The sequence below is a fragment of the Parafrankia sp. EAN1pec genome, assembly GCF_000018005.1.
In the GTDB taxonomy this organism is placed as follows: Bacteria; Actinomycetota; Actinomycetes; order Frankiales; family Frankiaceae; genus Parafrankia; species Parafrankia soli.
The window spans coordinates 220,090-235,967 of record NC_009921.1 but is presented as its reverse complement, the minus strand read 5'-3'; the positions used below and the strand labels follow the sequence as shown (position 1 = coordinate 235,967).

Genomic DNA, 15,878 nt, shown 5'->3' with positions numbered 1-15,878 from the left:
ACGAGGGGGACGGTTCCGGCGGGTAGGTTTCTGTTCGATGCGTGAGGACATGCCTCGGCGGAGCTAGCATGCGGATACCGGCTGTCGTGTGGTCGGTCGCAGCTCGAAGGAGCGCACATGTTCGAGAGGTTCACCGACCGGGCACGTCGGGTCGTCGTCCTGGCCCAAGAAGAGGCCAGGATGCTCAACCACAACTACATCGGGACCGAGCACATCCTGCTCGGCCTGATCCACGAGGGCGAGGGCGTCGCCGCTAAGGCCCTCGAGTCGCTCGGGATCTCGCTCGAGGGTGTGCGGTCACAGGTCGAGGAGATCATCGGGCAGGGTCAGCAGGCGCCGAGCGGGCACATCCCGTTCACGCCCCGGGCCAAGAAGGTCCTCGAGCTGTCCCTGCGTGAGGCTCTCCAGCTCGGCCACAACTACATCGGCACCGAGCACATTCTGCTCGGCCTGATCCGCGAGGGCGAGGGCGTCGCCGCCCAGGTGCTGGTCAAGCTCGGCGCGGACCTCAACCGGGTCCGTCAGCAGGTCATCCAGCTCCTGTCCGGCTACCAGGGCAAGGGTGACCCGGCGACCGCCGGCGCCCCGGCCGAGGGAACGCCGTCGACCTCGCTGGTCCTCGACCAGTTCGGCCGCAACCTCACCGCGGCCGCTCGTGAGTCCAAGCTCGACCCGGTCATCGGGCGCGAGAAGGAGATCGAGCGCGTCATGCAGGTGCTGTCGCGCCGGACGAAGAACAACCCCGTCCTGATCGGCGAGCCCGGCGTCGGCAAGACCGCCGTCGTCGAGGGGCTCGCGCAGGCGATCGTCAAGGGCGAGGTCCCCGAGACCCTGAAGGACAAGCAGCTCTACACCCTCGACCTCGGCGCGCTCGTCGCCGGGTCCCGCTACCGCGGTGACTTCGAGGAGCGGCTGAAGAAGGTCCTCAAGGAGATCCGCACCCGCGGCGACATCATCCTGTTCATCGACGAGCTCCACACGCTCGTCGGTGCGGGTGCCGCCGAGGGCGCGATCGACGCCGCCTCCATCCTCAAGCCCATGCTGGCGCGCGGGGAGCTGCAGACGATCGGCGCGACCACGCTGGACGAGTACCGCAAGCACCTGGAGAAGGACGCCGCTCTCGAGCGGCGGTTCCAGCCGATCCAGGTCGCGGAGCCGTCGGTGGCGCACACCATCGAGATCCTCAAGGGCCTGCGCGACCGGTACGAGGCGCACCACCGCGTCTCGATCACCGACGCCGCCCTGGTGGCCGCGGCCTCCCTGGCCGACCGCTACATCTCCGACCGGTTCCTGCCGGACAAGGCCATCGATCTGATCGACGAGGCCGGCTCCCGGATGCGCATCCGCCGGATGACCGCTCCGCCGGACCTGCGGGAGTTCGACGAGCGCATCGCGAACGTCCGCCGGGACAAGGAGTCCGCGATCGACGCGCAGGACTTCGAGAAGGCCGCGTCGCTGCGCGACAAGGAGAAGACCCTGCTGGCCGAGAAGGCCAAGCGGGAGAAGGAGTGGAAGGCCGGCGACATGGACGTCGTCGCCGAGGTCGGCGACGAGGAGATCGCGGAGGTCCTCGCGATCTGGACCGGCATCCCGGTCTTCAAGCTCACCGAGGAGGAGACCGCGCGTCTGCTCCGCATGGAGGACGAGCTCCACCGCCGGGTCATCGGCCAGGAGCAGGCCATCAAGGCCGTCTCCCAGGCGATCCGGCGCACCCGCGCCGGGCTGAAGGACCCGAAGCGCCCCGGCGGCTCGTTCATCTTCGCCGGCCCGTCCGGTGTCGGTAAGACGGAGCTGTCGAAGACGCTGGCGGAGTTCCTCTTCGGCGACGAGGACTCGCTCATCCAGCTCGACATGTCCGAGTACATGGAGAAGCACACCGTCTCGCGGCTGGTGGGCTCCCCGCCCGGCTACGTCGGGTACGAGGAGGGCGGCCAGCTCACCGAGCGGGTGCGGCGCAAGCCGTTCTCCGTGGTCCTCTTCGACGAGGTCGAGAAGGCCCACCCGGACGTCTTCAACACGCTCCTGCAGATCCTGGAGGACGGTCGCCTGACCGACTCCCAGGGCCGGCTGGTCGACTTCAAGAACACCGTTCTGATCATGACGTCGAACCTGGGCACCCGGGACATCTCCAAGGGCCCCGGCATCGGGTTCGCCACCGGCCAGGGCGCGGTCGACTACGAGCGGATGAAGGCGAAGGTCCAGGACGAGCTCAAGCAGCACTTCCGGCCTGAGTTCCTCAACCGGATCGACGACATCATCGTCTTCCACCAGCTCTCCGAGAACGAGATCATCCAGATCGTGGATCTCATGCTCGCCCGGGTCGACAGCCAGCTGAAGAACAAGGACATGGCGCTGGAGCTCACGCCGGCCGCCAAGGCCCTGCTCGCCAAGCGTGGCTACGACCCGGTGCTCGGCGCCCGGCCACTGCGCCGGACGATCCAGCGGGAGATCGAGGACATCCTGTCCGAGAAGATCCTGTACGGGACGCTGCGTCCCGGCGAGATCGTGGTCGGCGACGTCGAGGGTGAGGGCGAGGAGGCGAAGTTCGTCTTCCGCGGCGAGCCGAAGCCGAACTCGGTGCCGGACTCCCCGCCGATCGACCTCGCCAAGTCCAGCGAGTGACATCGGGCCGCAGGACGCCCAGCGCGTGAGGTGACGGCAGGTTCCGCCTTGGAGCGGGCCGTCGCCCACCCGGGCCAGACCCATCCGAAGGGCGGTTGCGCGCCAGCGCAGCCGCCCTTCGGCGTGAGCGGCCATCAGCAACCAGCCGTAGCCATTCGCAGCCAGCCCCGTAGCCAGCCGTAGCCAGCCGTAGCCACCGGAAGTCATGCCTCACAGCCTTCGCGGTCCACGACGTTCCCGGTCACGATCCTCCGAGTCGCCGGCCTCCGCACCACGCGACGCCGCACCACGCGACGCCCCGCCGCGGCCCGGCGGAGGGCCGTCGCACGCCGAGCACGGGGTGCACCTCGCCTTCGGCGCGGATCCGGCGACGTCGATGGTGGTCTCCTGGATCACCCGGGAGCCCGTCGTCCGGCCGCTGGCCCGGGTGGTCACGGGCACCGCCGAGGCAGTCCGCGAGGTCGAGGCCGGCACCAGGTCGTACACGGACGCGGCCACCGGGTGGGAGATCTACGCGCACCACGCGCTGCTGGACGAGCTGGCGCCGGACACCGAGTACACCTACGAGATCACGTACCAGACCACGGCGGCCGGGGTCGTCCGCGAGGTGGGCCGGGCGTCGTTCCGGACGGCCCCCCGCGGCCGGGCCGCCTTCACCTTCGCCTGCTTCGGCGATCACGGCACCGACGCGTCCGACAACCCGTTCGGCACGCCGGCCTCCGGCGCGCTCGTCGCCGGCGTCGAGCGGGTGGACCCGCTGTTCACCCTGGTCGACGGCGATCTGGCCTATTCGAACGTCAGCGACGTCCCGCCGCGGGCCTGGGCGGACTGGTTCGCGATGATCAGCACCTCGGCCGCGCGCCGCCCGTGGATGCCGAGTGTCGGCAATCACGAGACCGAGCGGGGAAACGGAGCGCTGGGCCTCGCCGCCTACCAGACCTACTTCCAGCCGCCGGACAACGGTGAGGAGCCTTACCTGGCCGGCCTCTGGTACGCCTTCACAGTGGGTGGCGTACGGTTCGTCGTGCTCAGCGGCGACGACGTCTGCTACCAGGACGCCGGCCGCGTCTACCTGCACGGCTACAGCTCGGGTCGGCAGACCGCCTGGCTCGAGCGGCAGTTGGCCGAGGCCCGGGCGGACCAGGCGGTCGACTGGATCATCGTGGCCCTGCACCAGGCAGCAGTCTCCACAGCGGAGTTCCACAACGGCGCGGACCTCGGCCTGCGCGAGGCCTGGCTGCCGTTGTTCGACCAGTACGGCGTCGACCTGGTGATCTCCGGGCACGAACACCACTACGAGCGCACACACCCGCTACGGGGGGTTGTGGACGGCAGCACGACGCTGACCCCGCGGCCGGTCCCGGGCTCGGTGTCCGTCGCGGGGGGCGGCGGGGGCGGTACTGCCACGCTCGACACGTCCGCCGGGACGGTGCACATGCTGATCGGCACCGGCGGCTCGTCCACGCCGTCGGCCGGGCAGCTGTTCGACCCGCCGGCCTGCCGGGTGGTCGTCGGGGTGCGGGAGCGGGAGCCCGGGCAGCGGCAGCGCTCCTCGATCCGTGCGGTCGAGCCGGCTCCGTGGCTGGCGGCCCGCTTCCCCGAGCATCCGTACGCGTTCGCCGCGCTCACGGTCGATCCGGGCGAGCCGGGCGGGACGACCCGCATCCAGGTCACCGTCTACGACTCGGCGGACGCCGTGCCCGTGCCCTTCGACACCTTCACCCTCGCCCGCCCGCGCGCCGACGCGACCTGATCCGCCGCGCCCGCTCGGCGCCACATCCCGACCCGTTTTCGGGATCGACAGGCCCTTCCGGTGACGCCGCACTTCCGGCGATACTGACCTTTGGGTGATACGGACGGGAACCCGACACCTGCTGCCGGTGACCGGCAGGCCCCTGACACGGCACCGGTGGAATCAGCCGCTTTCTGTCGCAGTCCTGACACCGGCCCGGTCTTCGCCGAGTTGTTGCCTTTGGTTATGTATGGAGACGGCTGCCGACACGTCCTATAGCGTGATCGGGTTGTCGTGGCGGGGACGGAGGCCATGGGTAGCTCACTGGTACCGATCATGCTCATCGTGGTGCTTCTGGTGGGCGCGGTGGTTTTCGTCGTCCTGTCCAGTCGCGCACCACGCACCGGCTACGGATCCGGGCGCAAGCGCTCGCTGGAGACGAGACGCTCGCGGCCCGGCAGCATCCCGCTGCGCGACGCCCCGGAGCCGCCGGCTCCGGCCGCGCCGGACACGCGCGCGCCGGACCCGCAGTCACCAGACGGCGTCGTGCCCGGCTTCACCGCGCCCGCGAGCGCTCCCGCCGCGGTGGAGGTGGCGCAGGCCGCGGACGGCACGAGCCGCGGCACCGGCGGCGCGGCCGATCCGGGCCCGGACACCGGCTCCGCCTGGAGTGACGGTTCCGCCTGGGGCGACAGCGGGTGGGGCGACGCCGACGCCACCCGCATCGACAGTCTGCGCGATCCCGGCCACGGGCCTCCCGGCACGGCGGGAAGTACAGCGAATGACACCGACACGGTCGCGTCCGCTACGGAAAGCGGCGGGACCGGAGGTCACAATATCGGTGGCGCGTACACGTCACGCGCCGATACCGGCGCGGCCCCGGCGGATCCGTCCCCTGCGGGGGCGTACTTCGCCGGAGCCGCACAGCCCGACGGGCCCCACGCCGGTGCCCACGGCACGGGGGGTATCGACGTGAGTGGACTCGACTCAGGCGGCAGGGACACCTACATGAACGACAGCCGAGACCCGGACGCCACCGGGTGGACTCCGCCCCCCAGCGGGCGCCCGCACCATGGCGAGACGGACGACGCCGCCTACCGGCTCGCGGTCGACGACCGCGACCCGCTCGCCGGGGGCTTCCCGCACCAGGGGCCGTCGGGGTACTCCGGACCGGCCTCCTACCCCGACCCGACGGCCGGCGAGACGATGCGGATCGGCTCGACCGCGCCGACCGTGCCCACCCCCGACCCCTCCGCGCCCGGTCTGGTCGCGGCCGAGCCGGCCCAGACCACGGCTCCCGCCCTGCGGCTGGCCGCGGCCGGCCGCACCCGGCGCGGCAAGCGCGGCGGCCCCAACGAGGACGCCTACGTCGTGTCCGACGGCCTGCTCGCCGTCGCCGACGGCGTGGGCGGGGAGGCCGCCGGCCAGATCGCCTCGACGCTGACGGTCACGACGGTGGCCGGGTTCCGTCCCCAGTACGCCGAGGACCCGGCCGACGGGCTGCGCCAGGCGGTCGCCCGGGCGAACCAGGTCGTGCGGGAGAAGCCCCGGCAGGAGCCGTCCTGGCGAGGCATGGCCTGCACCCTCGACGTGGTCATCCTCGGCCGCCAGCAGTCGACGGGCGAGACACTGTTCATCGCCCACGTCGGCGACAGCTCCGTCTGGCTGCAGCCGCAGAAGGGCCGACCGCGCCAGGTCACGACGCCGCACGCCATCAAGAACGGCCCGCTGCTCAACGCCATAGGCCTGGCCGACCGGATCGAGGCCGACATCCTGCGCGAGGCGGTGCGGTCCGGTGACCGGGTGATCCTCGCCAGTGACGGCATCACGAAGGTGATGACCCCGGAGCAGCTGCTGGGGCTGATGACCGAGCTCGGCCCGGAACCACCGGAGCGGGCCGCGGACGCCCTGGTCGAGGCGGCGCTGCTGGCCGGCGCCCGCGACGACACGACCATTGTCGTCGCCGACCTGGTCTCGGAGCCGTCGGCGCGATGACGGCTCACCGCCCGGAGTGACCGCCGGCGGTTCCCGAGGTCCGTCGGGCGGTCCGGGTCCTCCCGGTCCGCCCGGCAGACCGGGCCGGTTAGGCCGGCTCGCCCGGGTACTGGACCCGCGCCACCTGCTGGGAGGGGTGGTGGCGCGGGCGGCGCGGCTCTACGCGACGCTGCTGTTCGGCCGGATGGGGCGGATCGGCCGATGGCTGCGCCGCCACCTGCTCGGCACGTTCCTCGTGCTCGGGCTGATCGCCCTCGTGCTGAGCCTCATCGGCTCGTACCAGCACTTCTCCGCGGAGCCCGAGACGTTCACCTGGGCGAACGTGATCTTCTTCGCCTCGACGCTCTTCCTCGCCGACGGCACGATGTTCGAGAACGGCGGGCAGTTCCCCCCGGCGCTGGAGATCGCCCGTTTCCTCGCCCCGCTGGCGACGGCCGTCGGTGTCGCCGACGCCGCCAGCACCCTGTTCGCGCACCGGTTCGAACGGTTCCGCGCCCGGCACGCGCACCGGCATGTCATCGTCTGCGGCACCGGGCCGACCGCCTCCGCGCTCGTGGACAAGCTCGTCGGGAACAGCCGGGTCGTGCTCGTCGCCGAGGACGCCGAGCGGGAGTATCCCGACGCGGAGCGGCCCCCGAACCTGCTGCGGGTCATCGGTGACCCGGTGGAGCGGCTCGTCCTGGCCAGCGCGGGGATCATGCGGGCCGACGTCGTCTACAGCTGCCTGGACGACACCGCCTCCAACCTCGCCGTCGCGCTCACCGCCCGTGGCGTCGTGCGGACCAGCCGGGCCGGCAGCCGCCGGATCTCCTCCGCCCGGCTGGACCATCCGCTGCGCTGCCTGGCCCAGGTGGGCGACCTCTCGCTGCTGCCGCACCTGCGGGCCCGCCGCATCGGCCTGGAGAACGACCCTGGCTTCCGCCTCGACTTCTTCGCGGTGGAGGTGCTCGGCGCGCACGCCATGCTGAACGGCAACGCGCCCGCCTGGGCCCGGCCGGACGAGTTTCCCGACCTGCGGGCGCGCCCGGCGCCGGTCGTCGTTCTCGGGCTGTCCGACCTGGGCCAGGCCGTGGTGATGGAGCTGGCGCGGCGCTGGCGCGACTACAGCTCGCCCGGCTCGCCACCGCTGCGGATCGTCCTGTCGGGGCGGAACGCGACCGTCGAGGCCGCGGCCATGCGCTCGCGGGAGCCGGCGCTGGCCCGGGTCGAGCTGTTGGCCAACGACAGTCCGTCCGGGGAGCTGCCCGTGGCGGTCCTCGAGCTCGACGACCCGGTCGAGGGCGCCCGGACCGTCCCGCCGGAGTTCGTCTACGTCTGCCACGGCGACGAGGAGGAGGCGCTGCTGCGCGGGCTGGAGGTGGCGCGCACGCTGGGCGCCGCCAGCCTCGGCGAGCATGGCACCCGGGTCGTCGTGCGCACCGGCCGGCAGCGCAGCTTCGAGGACGTCTTCGGCCCGCGCGAGGCGCCCGACCCGGACGGCCCCGACGACGACCCGGACGCGCCCGTCCCGCCGCCGCCCGGCCCGGGGCGGCGTGGCGGCGGTGCGCTGCTGGACGACGTCCAGGGCGGGTTGCGGTTCTTCGCGGTCAACGACGAGGCGCTGCCCCTCGATCCCGGGGCGAACGACCTCATCGAGCGCTTCGCGCGGATCATCCACGAGAAGTACCTGTTCAAGGAGATGACCGGCGGCGCGGTCCTGCGTTCGCGGCGGAGCCTGCGCCCCTGGGACGAGCTGGACGACGATCTGCGGGCCGCCAACCTGGCGCAGGCGATCGGGTACAGCGACGTCCTGCGCCGGCGGAACTGGATGCTGATGCCGGCCGGGGAGCACGACCCGGAGTTCGTCTTCACGCCGGAGGAGCTGGAGGAGCTCGCCCAGGCGGAGCATGCCCGCTGGCGGCGCGAGCGGGAGAGCCGCGGGGTGCGGTACGGGCCGGTGGAGCGGGGCGGCTCCGATCCGCGTCACCCGTCCCTCGTCGACTGGGAGCAGCTCTCCCCGGCGGACCAGGACCGCGACCGCGACGTGGTGCGCAATATGCCCCAGGTGCTGGCCACAGCCGGCCTGCGCATCGTGCGGATGACACCGCGCCCACCCGACTGACCGCCCACCCGGCTGACCCGCTCGCCTGGCTGGACCCGCTGCGTCAGTGCAGGCGGTGGTCGGCCGGGCAGTCGAGGGCGCTGGCCCGGGTCAGGCCGTCCACGGAGAGCCGGGCGGACAGGCGCACGGCGCCGGCCGACTGGGTGAGGATGCCCGTCCAGCCTCCAGCGGCCCGGAACACGCAGGCGTCGCCCTCAGTCAGTTGCCAGTACGGCGTGTAGTGCACCAGGACCGTGGCGACCCCCGGGCTGGCGAACGACACCGCGACGGAGCTGACGCCCAGCTCGGTGAGGGTCGCCGGGCCCCGCACGAGGCCGGGCGAATCCCGGACCAGCCAGACCTTCCAGTCGGCGTTCTGCCAGGCCAGCTCCAGGTAGGGCAGGCCGGACCGGAGCAGCTTGGCCTCGGCGACCGCGGACGGGTCGAGGTCGACGTTGGGCAGCGCGACATACGTGACGCCGCGGGCCAGCAGCCACTCGTGGTAGGTCTCGGCGGTGAGCGTCCCGTCGTAGAACAGGGCGTTGTACTTGCTGTCGAGCTGACGAAGCCAGCCCCGGGCCATGGGCAGCTTCGGGGCGACGTACCGGGCCTCCCAGTGCGCCTGGGTGAAGGGGATCTCGACCCGCCCGGCCGGTACCGGCCCGCCGTTGTCAAGGTAGCCCAGCAGGTCGGTGTAGTACCCGGGAGCGGCGGACGGATCACCATGAGTCACGAAAGCGCCGTGGATGGGCCCGATCTGCCATCCGATCAACGGGATGGCGACCAGCGCGAGCGCCCGCGGCCGGGTGGCCAGGAACACCGCGGCGGCGGGACCGGCGAGAAGCGTCGCCGGACGGGTGATGTTCCCCCCGACCTGGGTGGGCACGAAGAAGAACACGATCGCCGCGCCCGCCCACAGCAACAGCCCGTTACGGACCGCCCGGTGCTCCTTCGGAACAAGGAGCAGCCCGCCACCGATCAGGGCGAGCAACGACAGGAAGGTCACAGCAGGGAAGGGCTGGTAGCCCTCCTCCGGGAAGGCGAGGGCGACGATGATCCCGGCTCCGGCCCCGCCGAAGGCGAGGATCACGCGGCGTGGCAGCGACCCGGTCAGCGCCAGCGCCAGCCCCACCATGAGCACGAACCCGGCGGCCAACGGCGAGGCCAGCGAGGACAGCACCGCCCCGGCCCACACCAGCCACACCCGGCGCTCGCGCGCCCCGACCAGCGCGACCGCGCCGAAGGCCATCCCGAGCGCGAAGGGCATCCGGCCGACCACCAGATTGGCCACGGTGGCCACCGCGAACCACAGCAGCGGCAGGTCCTGACCGCGGCGCACCCCCGGCCCGCGCAACAGCCTGGTGACGGCGACGGTCGACGCGACGCACGCGAGCGCCCCCACCGCCTGCACGCCCAGGAGGGCGCCCAGTGGGGGGAACAGGACGCTGTAGCCCGGTATCGTATGGCCGCCGTACCAGCCGTCGTCCCACAGCACCGCGCCGCCGTGCTCGAACAGCCACACCCGATACTCCTGGGCAGGGGTGTCGGGGCCGGTCACATCGAGGCACACGCAGATCAGGCACAGGACGGCGGTCAGCAGCCAGGGGCGCCGCCGCACCGCCGTACCCAGGGTCACGGCCCCCTCGACCAGCCTGTTGCGGCGACGGGGTCCCACGGCGAGGCAGGAGGTCTGTGCGAGTGAGTCGTGGCGACGCCCGGTTCCGCCCGGCCGGGGGATCCCCGACGCGGCCGGGGCGTCCACGGTGGTTCCGACCGGTGGTTCGGGCGTCGCGAGCAGACCCACCCGCCACCTCCCCACCTTCCGCCGCCGGTCCGTCCGGCGCCGTGACCACCCAGGGCGACCCACGGGCCGCCCGTCGGGGCGCGGCCGTTCGGGCGGACGGCCCCGCCGAGCTCGTGGGACCATCCCATCCCGAGCGGCACGGCCGCGTCGACCGAGGGGGCGGCGACCGGCCCGCGTGGCGGCTGATCCTGGCCGGCGCGATCGCCGCCGCGCTCGCCATGATCAGTGAGGCTCGGCTCGGGCCGCGAGATCCTGAAGTGGCCGACCCGTCGTCCTGGTGGGGAATTCTCCCATCCGGACAGCCCGCGGACACGGCCAGGGGCGTGCTTGCCGCCACAGCCGGGTTGGCCGTGATCGGGCTCTGCCTGAGCTGGCTGCTCCTGCTGGCACGCGCGCGCCGCGGGACGATCTCGCCGCGGGCGGCCGGCGCCGCCGCGCTCGCGTGGGCCGTCCCGTTCGCGGTGGGACCGCCGCTGTTCAGCCGGGACGTCTACGCCTACGCCGCCCAGGGCGAGCTCGCCCGGCACGGTCTCGACCCGGCGACGCACGGCATCAACAGCCTGCTCTCGCGGGAGGCGAGCGGGGATCTGTTCATCGCCGCGGTCGATCCGCGGTGGCGCGACACACACGCCCCCTACGGGGGGTTGGGGGTGGGTGTCGAACGCGCGTGCGCGGCGCTCGGTGACCTGCTCGGGACCGGCGCGGCCGGGACGGTCGCCGCGCTGCGGGTGGTCGCCCTGATCTCGACCGTGCTCCTGGTCGCCCTGGCCCTGAGGCTGCCCGGCGGCCCGCACCGAGCGGACCAGAGTGGCCGTTCTGGTCGGTGCCGTTCTGGTCGGACGGTGGCGATCGTGCTCGCGCTGCTGGCGGCGAACCCGTTTGTGATCATTCATCTGGTCGGCGGCGCGCACCTGGACGCCCTCGCCGCCGCGCTGCTCGTCGCGGCGCTGGTGATCGACCGTGGCCGGGTGGCCGGTCACGGCCGGGGGACCGGTCGCGCTCCCAGCTGGGCTCTCGGCGCCACCGCGGTGGCCTTCGCGTGTCTTGCCGGCAGCGTGAAGGCCACCGCGTTCCTCGGCACCGGCTGGCTGGTCTTCGTCCACGTCCGCGATGCCTGGCACTCCGGACCGACCGCGGCCACCGGGCGGCCCGGCCGGCGCGCGGCGGCGATCGGGACGGCGCTCGCCGCGGACACCGTGGCGGCGGCCCTGGCTCTGCTGGTCGGGATGGCCGCAGGCGGATTCGGGCCGACCTGGATAGGCGCGTTGGCCACCTCGGGCAAGCTCGAGACCGGCATCGCGCCCGCCTCGGTCTTCGCGACCCTCGTCGACCTGGCGCCGCGGATCGTCGGCCTCGAGTGGCCCGGAGGCTCCGACGCCGTGCTCGGCGCCACCCGCGCCCTCGTGCTGGCCGCTGTCGGCCTGACCGTCGTCTGGCTCGCGCTGCGGACCTGGCCGGCACGAGCGACGGCGCGACTGGCGGCACGACCGGCGGCGCAGGCCACCCGGCCGATCACGCCCGACGCCGTCAGGCCGACCGGGCCGGAGCCCGGCCGCCGGGACGACCTGGTTGTCGTGGGCTTCGGGGGGATGGCCCTGGTGCTCGGCTCCCCCGTGGTCTACCCGTGGTATCTCGCTCTGAGCGTGCCGTTCCTGGCCGCGCTGGTCGCACTCGCCCCATCCCCGCCCGGACGGCAGACCCGCGCGGCCGTCGGGCTGATCGCCGTCACGTCGGTTTGGCTGTGCCTCGCGACGCTGTCGCCGCTCGCCGCCACCTGGCGACTGCTCGGCCGGGCCGACCCGCTGCTCGGCGCTGCCCTGGTGGTGGTGTTGGCGGCAGTGGTGTCGGCGGCGACTGTGCCGGCGGTCCGTCGCCGGACGACTGTCCGTCGCCGGACGATTCCCGCGCCGCGGCCCGAAGCGCGTACCAGGCCGCGGTGACGAGCACGGCGTTGCGCGCGACCAGCAGCAGCCCGCCGACGACCCGCCCCTGCACGACGTCGTTGTAGCGCCACGGGTAGACAACCTGCGACAGCACAGCGCAGACGGCGAGCAGCCCCGCCGCGTCGACCTTCCGCCCACGCCACCCGGACCACCCGAGCCGGCCGCCTGTGCTCCCGGAGTGGTCCGATGACTCGGCCCGCACACGCTCGGCGCCGGCGGTGGACGGGCGGACGGCGGCGGCGAGGACGAGCAGCCAGACCAGGTACTGCGGGCTGAGCACCCGCGAGGTGATCACAATCAGCAGGACCAGCGCGAGGCCACGCCCGGCAACCGACGATGTGCCCTCCGTGTCCATCGAACCGTCCCCGCCCGGCCGGGGGGAGGCGTCCACGGCCCGACCAGGGGACCGCCGCGCCCACCACCACAGGACTGCGGCGGCGATCACGATCACCTCGGCGAGCGAGCAGGCCGTCGCCACTGCCCTGGCGAGCCCGCCGTCGAACTGGAGTGACCCGTAGGAGTACTCCGGGGCGGAGCCGATCCCGAGCATCCGCGCCACGACGAACGGGGTGGCCGGCACCGCCTCGATCTGCAGGCCGCGGGCGCTCTGCGCGTCCAGGAACCCCAGCGCGCCCCGCCACCAACCGGCGAGCACGAGGATGGCGGCCAGGACGGCCGCCGTCACACCCGCGCCCGCCACGATCCGCGCCACCCGGCCCAGCACCGGCGAGCCCGGGCGCGTCAGCCCGCGTCGTCCCAGGGCCACCAGGAGCAACCCGGGCCACACCTTCACCGCCACGCCCAGCACCACCCAGCCACCGAAACGACCGAGTGAACCAAGCGCACCGAAAGAACTGAACGGGCGGAGGCGCCGGGAGTGCCCCGGCCGACCAGCGCCATCAGGAGGCTCAGCGTCACCGGAGCCATGGGCGCCACCGGGCGCGGAGCCGTCCAGGGCGAGGACCGCGGCCAGCGCCGCGGCCGCCGGCACCAGGTCGAACCGGGTCAGCATCACCGGGCCGAGGGCGAGCGTGGCCAGCAGCCAGTACCGGGCTGCCGCGGGTGAGCGGCGGGCCAGCGCCCGGGTGAGCACCGCGTCCACGACGAGCATCAGCAGGTAGAAGGACACCTCATACGGGACGCCGGCCAGCTCGCGCGGCACCGCGGGCAGCGCCAGGACGACCGCCGCGCCCGGCGGGTACTGCCATTTCTCGTCCCCGGGCACCGTCCCGTCACCGACGAGCGTGTGGCCCCACTCCCGGTAGAGATCGACATCACCGAGAACGCTCTGCTGCGCGCCGAACACCTGGCCGGCCAGCGCCAGGGTGAGCAGCATGGCCCGGCTGACAACCCACCGGACGATCAGCGGCCGTCCTCGCAGGGCCGCGTACCAGCGTGCCGGGCCGCGCGCCCGTCCTGCCGGACCTGCTACTCCCGCGCTGTTCACGATCCCCGGAAGGTACCGGTCGCGGCGGCGAGCGCGGTGCCGACGTGGGACAGTCGTAGCCATGCGAGTACGCTGCGCAACCTAGCGTCACACGAGCGGTTACGTGCCTCGAGCCCACGTACCTGCTACCGACAGCAGGAGTCACTCCACGGTGCGCATTTGCGCCCGTGAGCGCGGAGCCCGACGGCGCGCTCCGCGCGTTACGGGTGGCCGGACGCGCCGCGGAGGTGTTCTGTGATCCTCGGGACCGGCTCCGCCTGGGACACGGCGTGCGTGCAGCTCGCCGACGCGGCCCAGCACCTGGGTCTCGACGACGGCATGCACGACCTGCTGCGCACGCCGCGGCGGTCGATCACCGTCTCCGTCCCGCTGCTGCGGGACGACGGGCAGCTGCTTGTCCTGTCCGGCTACCGCGTTCAGCACAACCTCGCCCGCGGGCCGGCCAAGGGCGGGCTGCGCTACCACCCGGCCTGCGACCTGGACGAGGTCAAGGCGCTGGCCATGTGGATGACGTGGAAGTGCGCGCTGATGGGGATCCCCTATGGCGGCGCGAAGGGCGGCATCGCGGTCGAGCCCGGGCTGCTCTCCCGGCAGGAGCGGGAGCGGATGACCCGCCGGTACGCCGCCGAGCTCGTCCCCCTGATCGGGCCGGACAAGGACATCCCGGCCCCGGACGTCGGCACCGACGAGCAGACCATGGCCTGGATCATGGACACCTACTCGACGCACACCGGCCACACCGCCCCGGGAGTCGTCACGGGCAAGCCGCTGTCCATCGGGGGGTCCGCCGGGCGTGCCGGGGCGACCAGCCGCGGGGTCCAGCTCGCCGCGTTCGCCGCGCTGCGCGAGCTCGGCCGGGATCCTCGGGAGACCACGGTCGCCGTCCAGGGGTTCGGCAAGGTGGGCGCCCTGGCCGCCCAGTACCTGCACGACGCCGGCTGCCGGCTGGTCGCGGTGTCGGACGTGAAGGGCGGCATCCACAACCGGGCGGGGCTGAACCCGTCCGCGCTGATCCGCCACCTGGCCCGCGGGGCCGACACCGTCGTCGGCTACCCGGGCACCGACACGATCACCAACACCGAGCTGCTCGAGCTGAACGTCGACATGCTCGTCCCCGCCGCCTTGGAGGGGGTCATCAACACCGGCAACGCGGACCGCGTCCGGGCACCGCTGATCGTCGAGGGCGCGAACGGGCCGGTCACCGCCGAGGCGGACCACGTCCTGACGGGCAAGGGGACGGTGATCGTCCCCGACATCCTCGCCAACGGCGGCGGGGTCGCCGTCTCCTACTTCGAGTGGGTGCAGGACATCCAGGCGTACTTCTGGACCGAGGACCAGGTCAACGACCGGCTGCGCGCTCTGATGCAGCGGTCCTACCAGGAGGTGTCGGCGCTGGCCCGCGAACGGCGGGTGAGCCTGCGGACGGCCGCCCACATCATCGGGGTCGCCCGCGTCGCCGAGGCGCACCGGACCCGCGGCCTGTACCCCTGACGGCCGCCCCACCCCTGAGGCCGGCGTCGCCCGGGCCCCGCAGGCTCACCTCGTCCGCGACCCGGGCGGCCAGCGCGAACAGCGCGGACTCGGCGTCGGCGGGCGAGGTCCGGTTGCGCCGCAGGTGCCCGCAGCTCTCGCAGCGGTGGGTCAGGACGGTCTCGCGCGCGCGCATCTCCACCCCGACGGGACGCATCAGCCCGCGGCACGGCGCCGCGCGGTCGCCGGGGTTGACGTCGACATGCCGCGACCAGAGGCAGGCCGGGCAGTGGTTCGTGTACCCGTCGCCGCGCACGGTGGCGCCGCACACCAGGCACGCGAAGTCCTCCGGCGTCCGGGCGAACCGGCGGCCGTCGTCGGCGCCCCGGGCGGCACCAGGCCCGTCCTCAGGCGGTTGCACAGTTCAACGGTAGGGCAGGGCGCGCCCGGGCCGCCCGGCCTGGGCGCCACCGGACGGGCTCCGTGCCACCGACGGGTCCGTGCCACCGAACGGGTCCGTGCGGGGGCAGCGTGACCGACGCGCCAGGGTGTGTCCCGGGAACGAACGGGGATGTCGGACGCACAGGGTGAAATAGTGGGCGGCGACCACGCGACCGTGGTGCGCGTACGCCCGCTTGAGCGCCTCCGTAGCGAGGCGGCCCACAAGGAGGTCCCAGCGTGGACGCCGCCCATGCCGAGGCCCGGCGCCGAAGTGTCCCGGGCCCGACCTCGTCGCCGCGCCCGGGGCGGAGCGGCTCCGCGGACACGGGCCCCGGCGGCCGAAC

8 protein-coding genes are annotated in these 15,878 nt (G+C 73.3%); 6 read left to right on the top strand and 2 right to left on the bottom strand.

The window, feature by feature from the left end:
• Positions 1-117 precede the first annotated feature (117 nt).
• From FRANEAN1_RS00910 to FRANEAN1_RS00895, 4 genes are all read left to right on the top strand, one after another.
• Positions 118-2,622, top strand: a complete 2,505-nt coding sequence (locus tag FRANEAN1_RS00910) for an ATP-dependent Clp protease ATP-binding subunit (protein WP_012157634.1) — start codon at positions 118-120, stop codon at positions 2,620-2,622.
• A 340-nt stretch (positions 2,623-2,962) separates the two neighbouring features.
• Positions 2,963-4,375: a metallophosphoesterase family protein gene (locus tag FRANEAN1_RS00905; protein WP_041253531.1), complete on the top strand. Its 1,413-nt coding sequence runs from the start codon at positions 2,963-2,965 to the stop codon at positions 4,373-4,375.
• Between the two features lie 291 nt (positions 4,376-4,666).
• Positions 4,667-6,349, top strand: coding sequence for a protein phosphatase 2C domain-containing protein (locus tag FRANEAN1_RS00900; RefSeq protein ID WP_012157632.1), 1,683 nt, complete (start codon positions 4,667-4,669; stop codon positions 6,347-6,349).
• 139 nt (positions 6,350-6,488) lie between these two features.
• Positions 6,489-8,450, top strand: a complete 1,962-nt coding sequence (locus FRANEAN1_RS00895; protein WP_012157631.1) for an NAD-binding protein — start codon at positions 6,489-6,491, stop codon at positions 8,448-8,450.
• A gap of 43 nt (positions 8,451-8,493) precedes the next feature.
• Here the strand turns inward: FRANEAN1_RS00895 and FRANEAN1_RS00890 are convergent, their stop codons facing one another.
• The gene (locus tag FRANEAN1_RS00890) at positions 8,494-10,233 is read right to left on the bottom strand and encodes a membrane protein (RefSeq protein WP_012157630.1); all 1,740 of its coding nucleotides are present in this window, start codon (positions 10,231-10,233) and stop codon (positions 8,494-8,496) included.
• A gap of 41 nt (positions 10,234-10,274) precedes the next feature.
• Here FRANEAN1_RS00890 and mptB point away from each other — a divergent pair, with 41 nt between their 5' ends.
• The gene (gene mptB / locus FRANEAN1_RS00885; RefSeq protein ID WP_012157629.1) at positions 10,275-12,173 is read left to right on the top strand and encodes a polyprenol phosphomannose-dependent alpha 1,6 mannosyltransferase MptB; all 1,899 of its coding nucleotides are present in this window, start codon (positions 10,275-10,277) and stop codon (positions 12,171-12,173) included.
• A gap of 1,684 nt (positions 12,174-13,857) precedes the next feature.
• Positions 13,858-15,114 (top strand): Glu/Leu/Phe/Val dehydrogenase, encoded by a 1,257-nt coding sequence (locus tag FRANEAN1_RS00880; protein ID WP_012157627.1) that lies wholly within the window; start codon positions 13,858-13,860, stop codon positions 15,112-15,114.
• Here FRANEAN1_RS00880 and FRANEAN1_RS36715 read toward each other — a convergent pair.
• Complete coding sequence (locus FRANEAN1_RS36715) at positions 15,059-15,514, bottom strand: RNHCP domain-containing protein (protein WP_012157626.1); 456 nt, start codon at positions 15,512-15,514, stop codon at positions 15,059-15,061. The genes FRANEAN1_RS00880 and FRANEAN1_RS36715 overlap by 56 nt on opposite strands.
• Positions 15,515-15,878: the final 364 nt, after the last annotated feature.

Bases quoted from the DNA above. Each gene is read 5' to 3' on its own strand.
- FRANEAN1_RS00910 (WP_012157634.1), top strand. From the start codon at position 118: ATGTTCGAGAGGTTCACCGACCGGGCACGTCGGGTCGTCGTCCTGGCC.
- FRANEAN1_RS00900 (WP_012157632.1), top strand. From the start codon at position 4,667: ATGGGTAGCTCACTGGTACCGATCATGCTCATCGTGGTGCTTCTGGTG.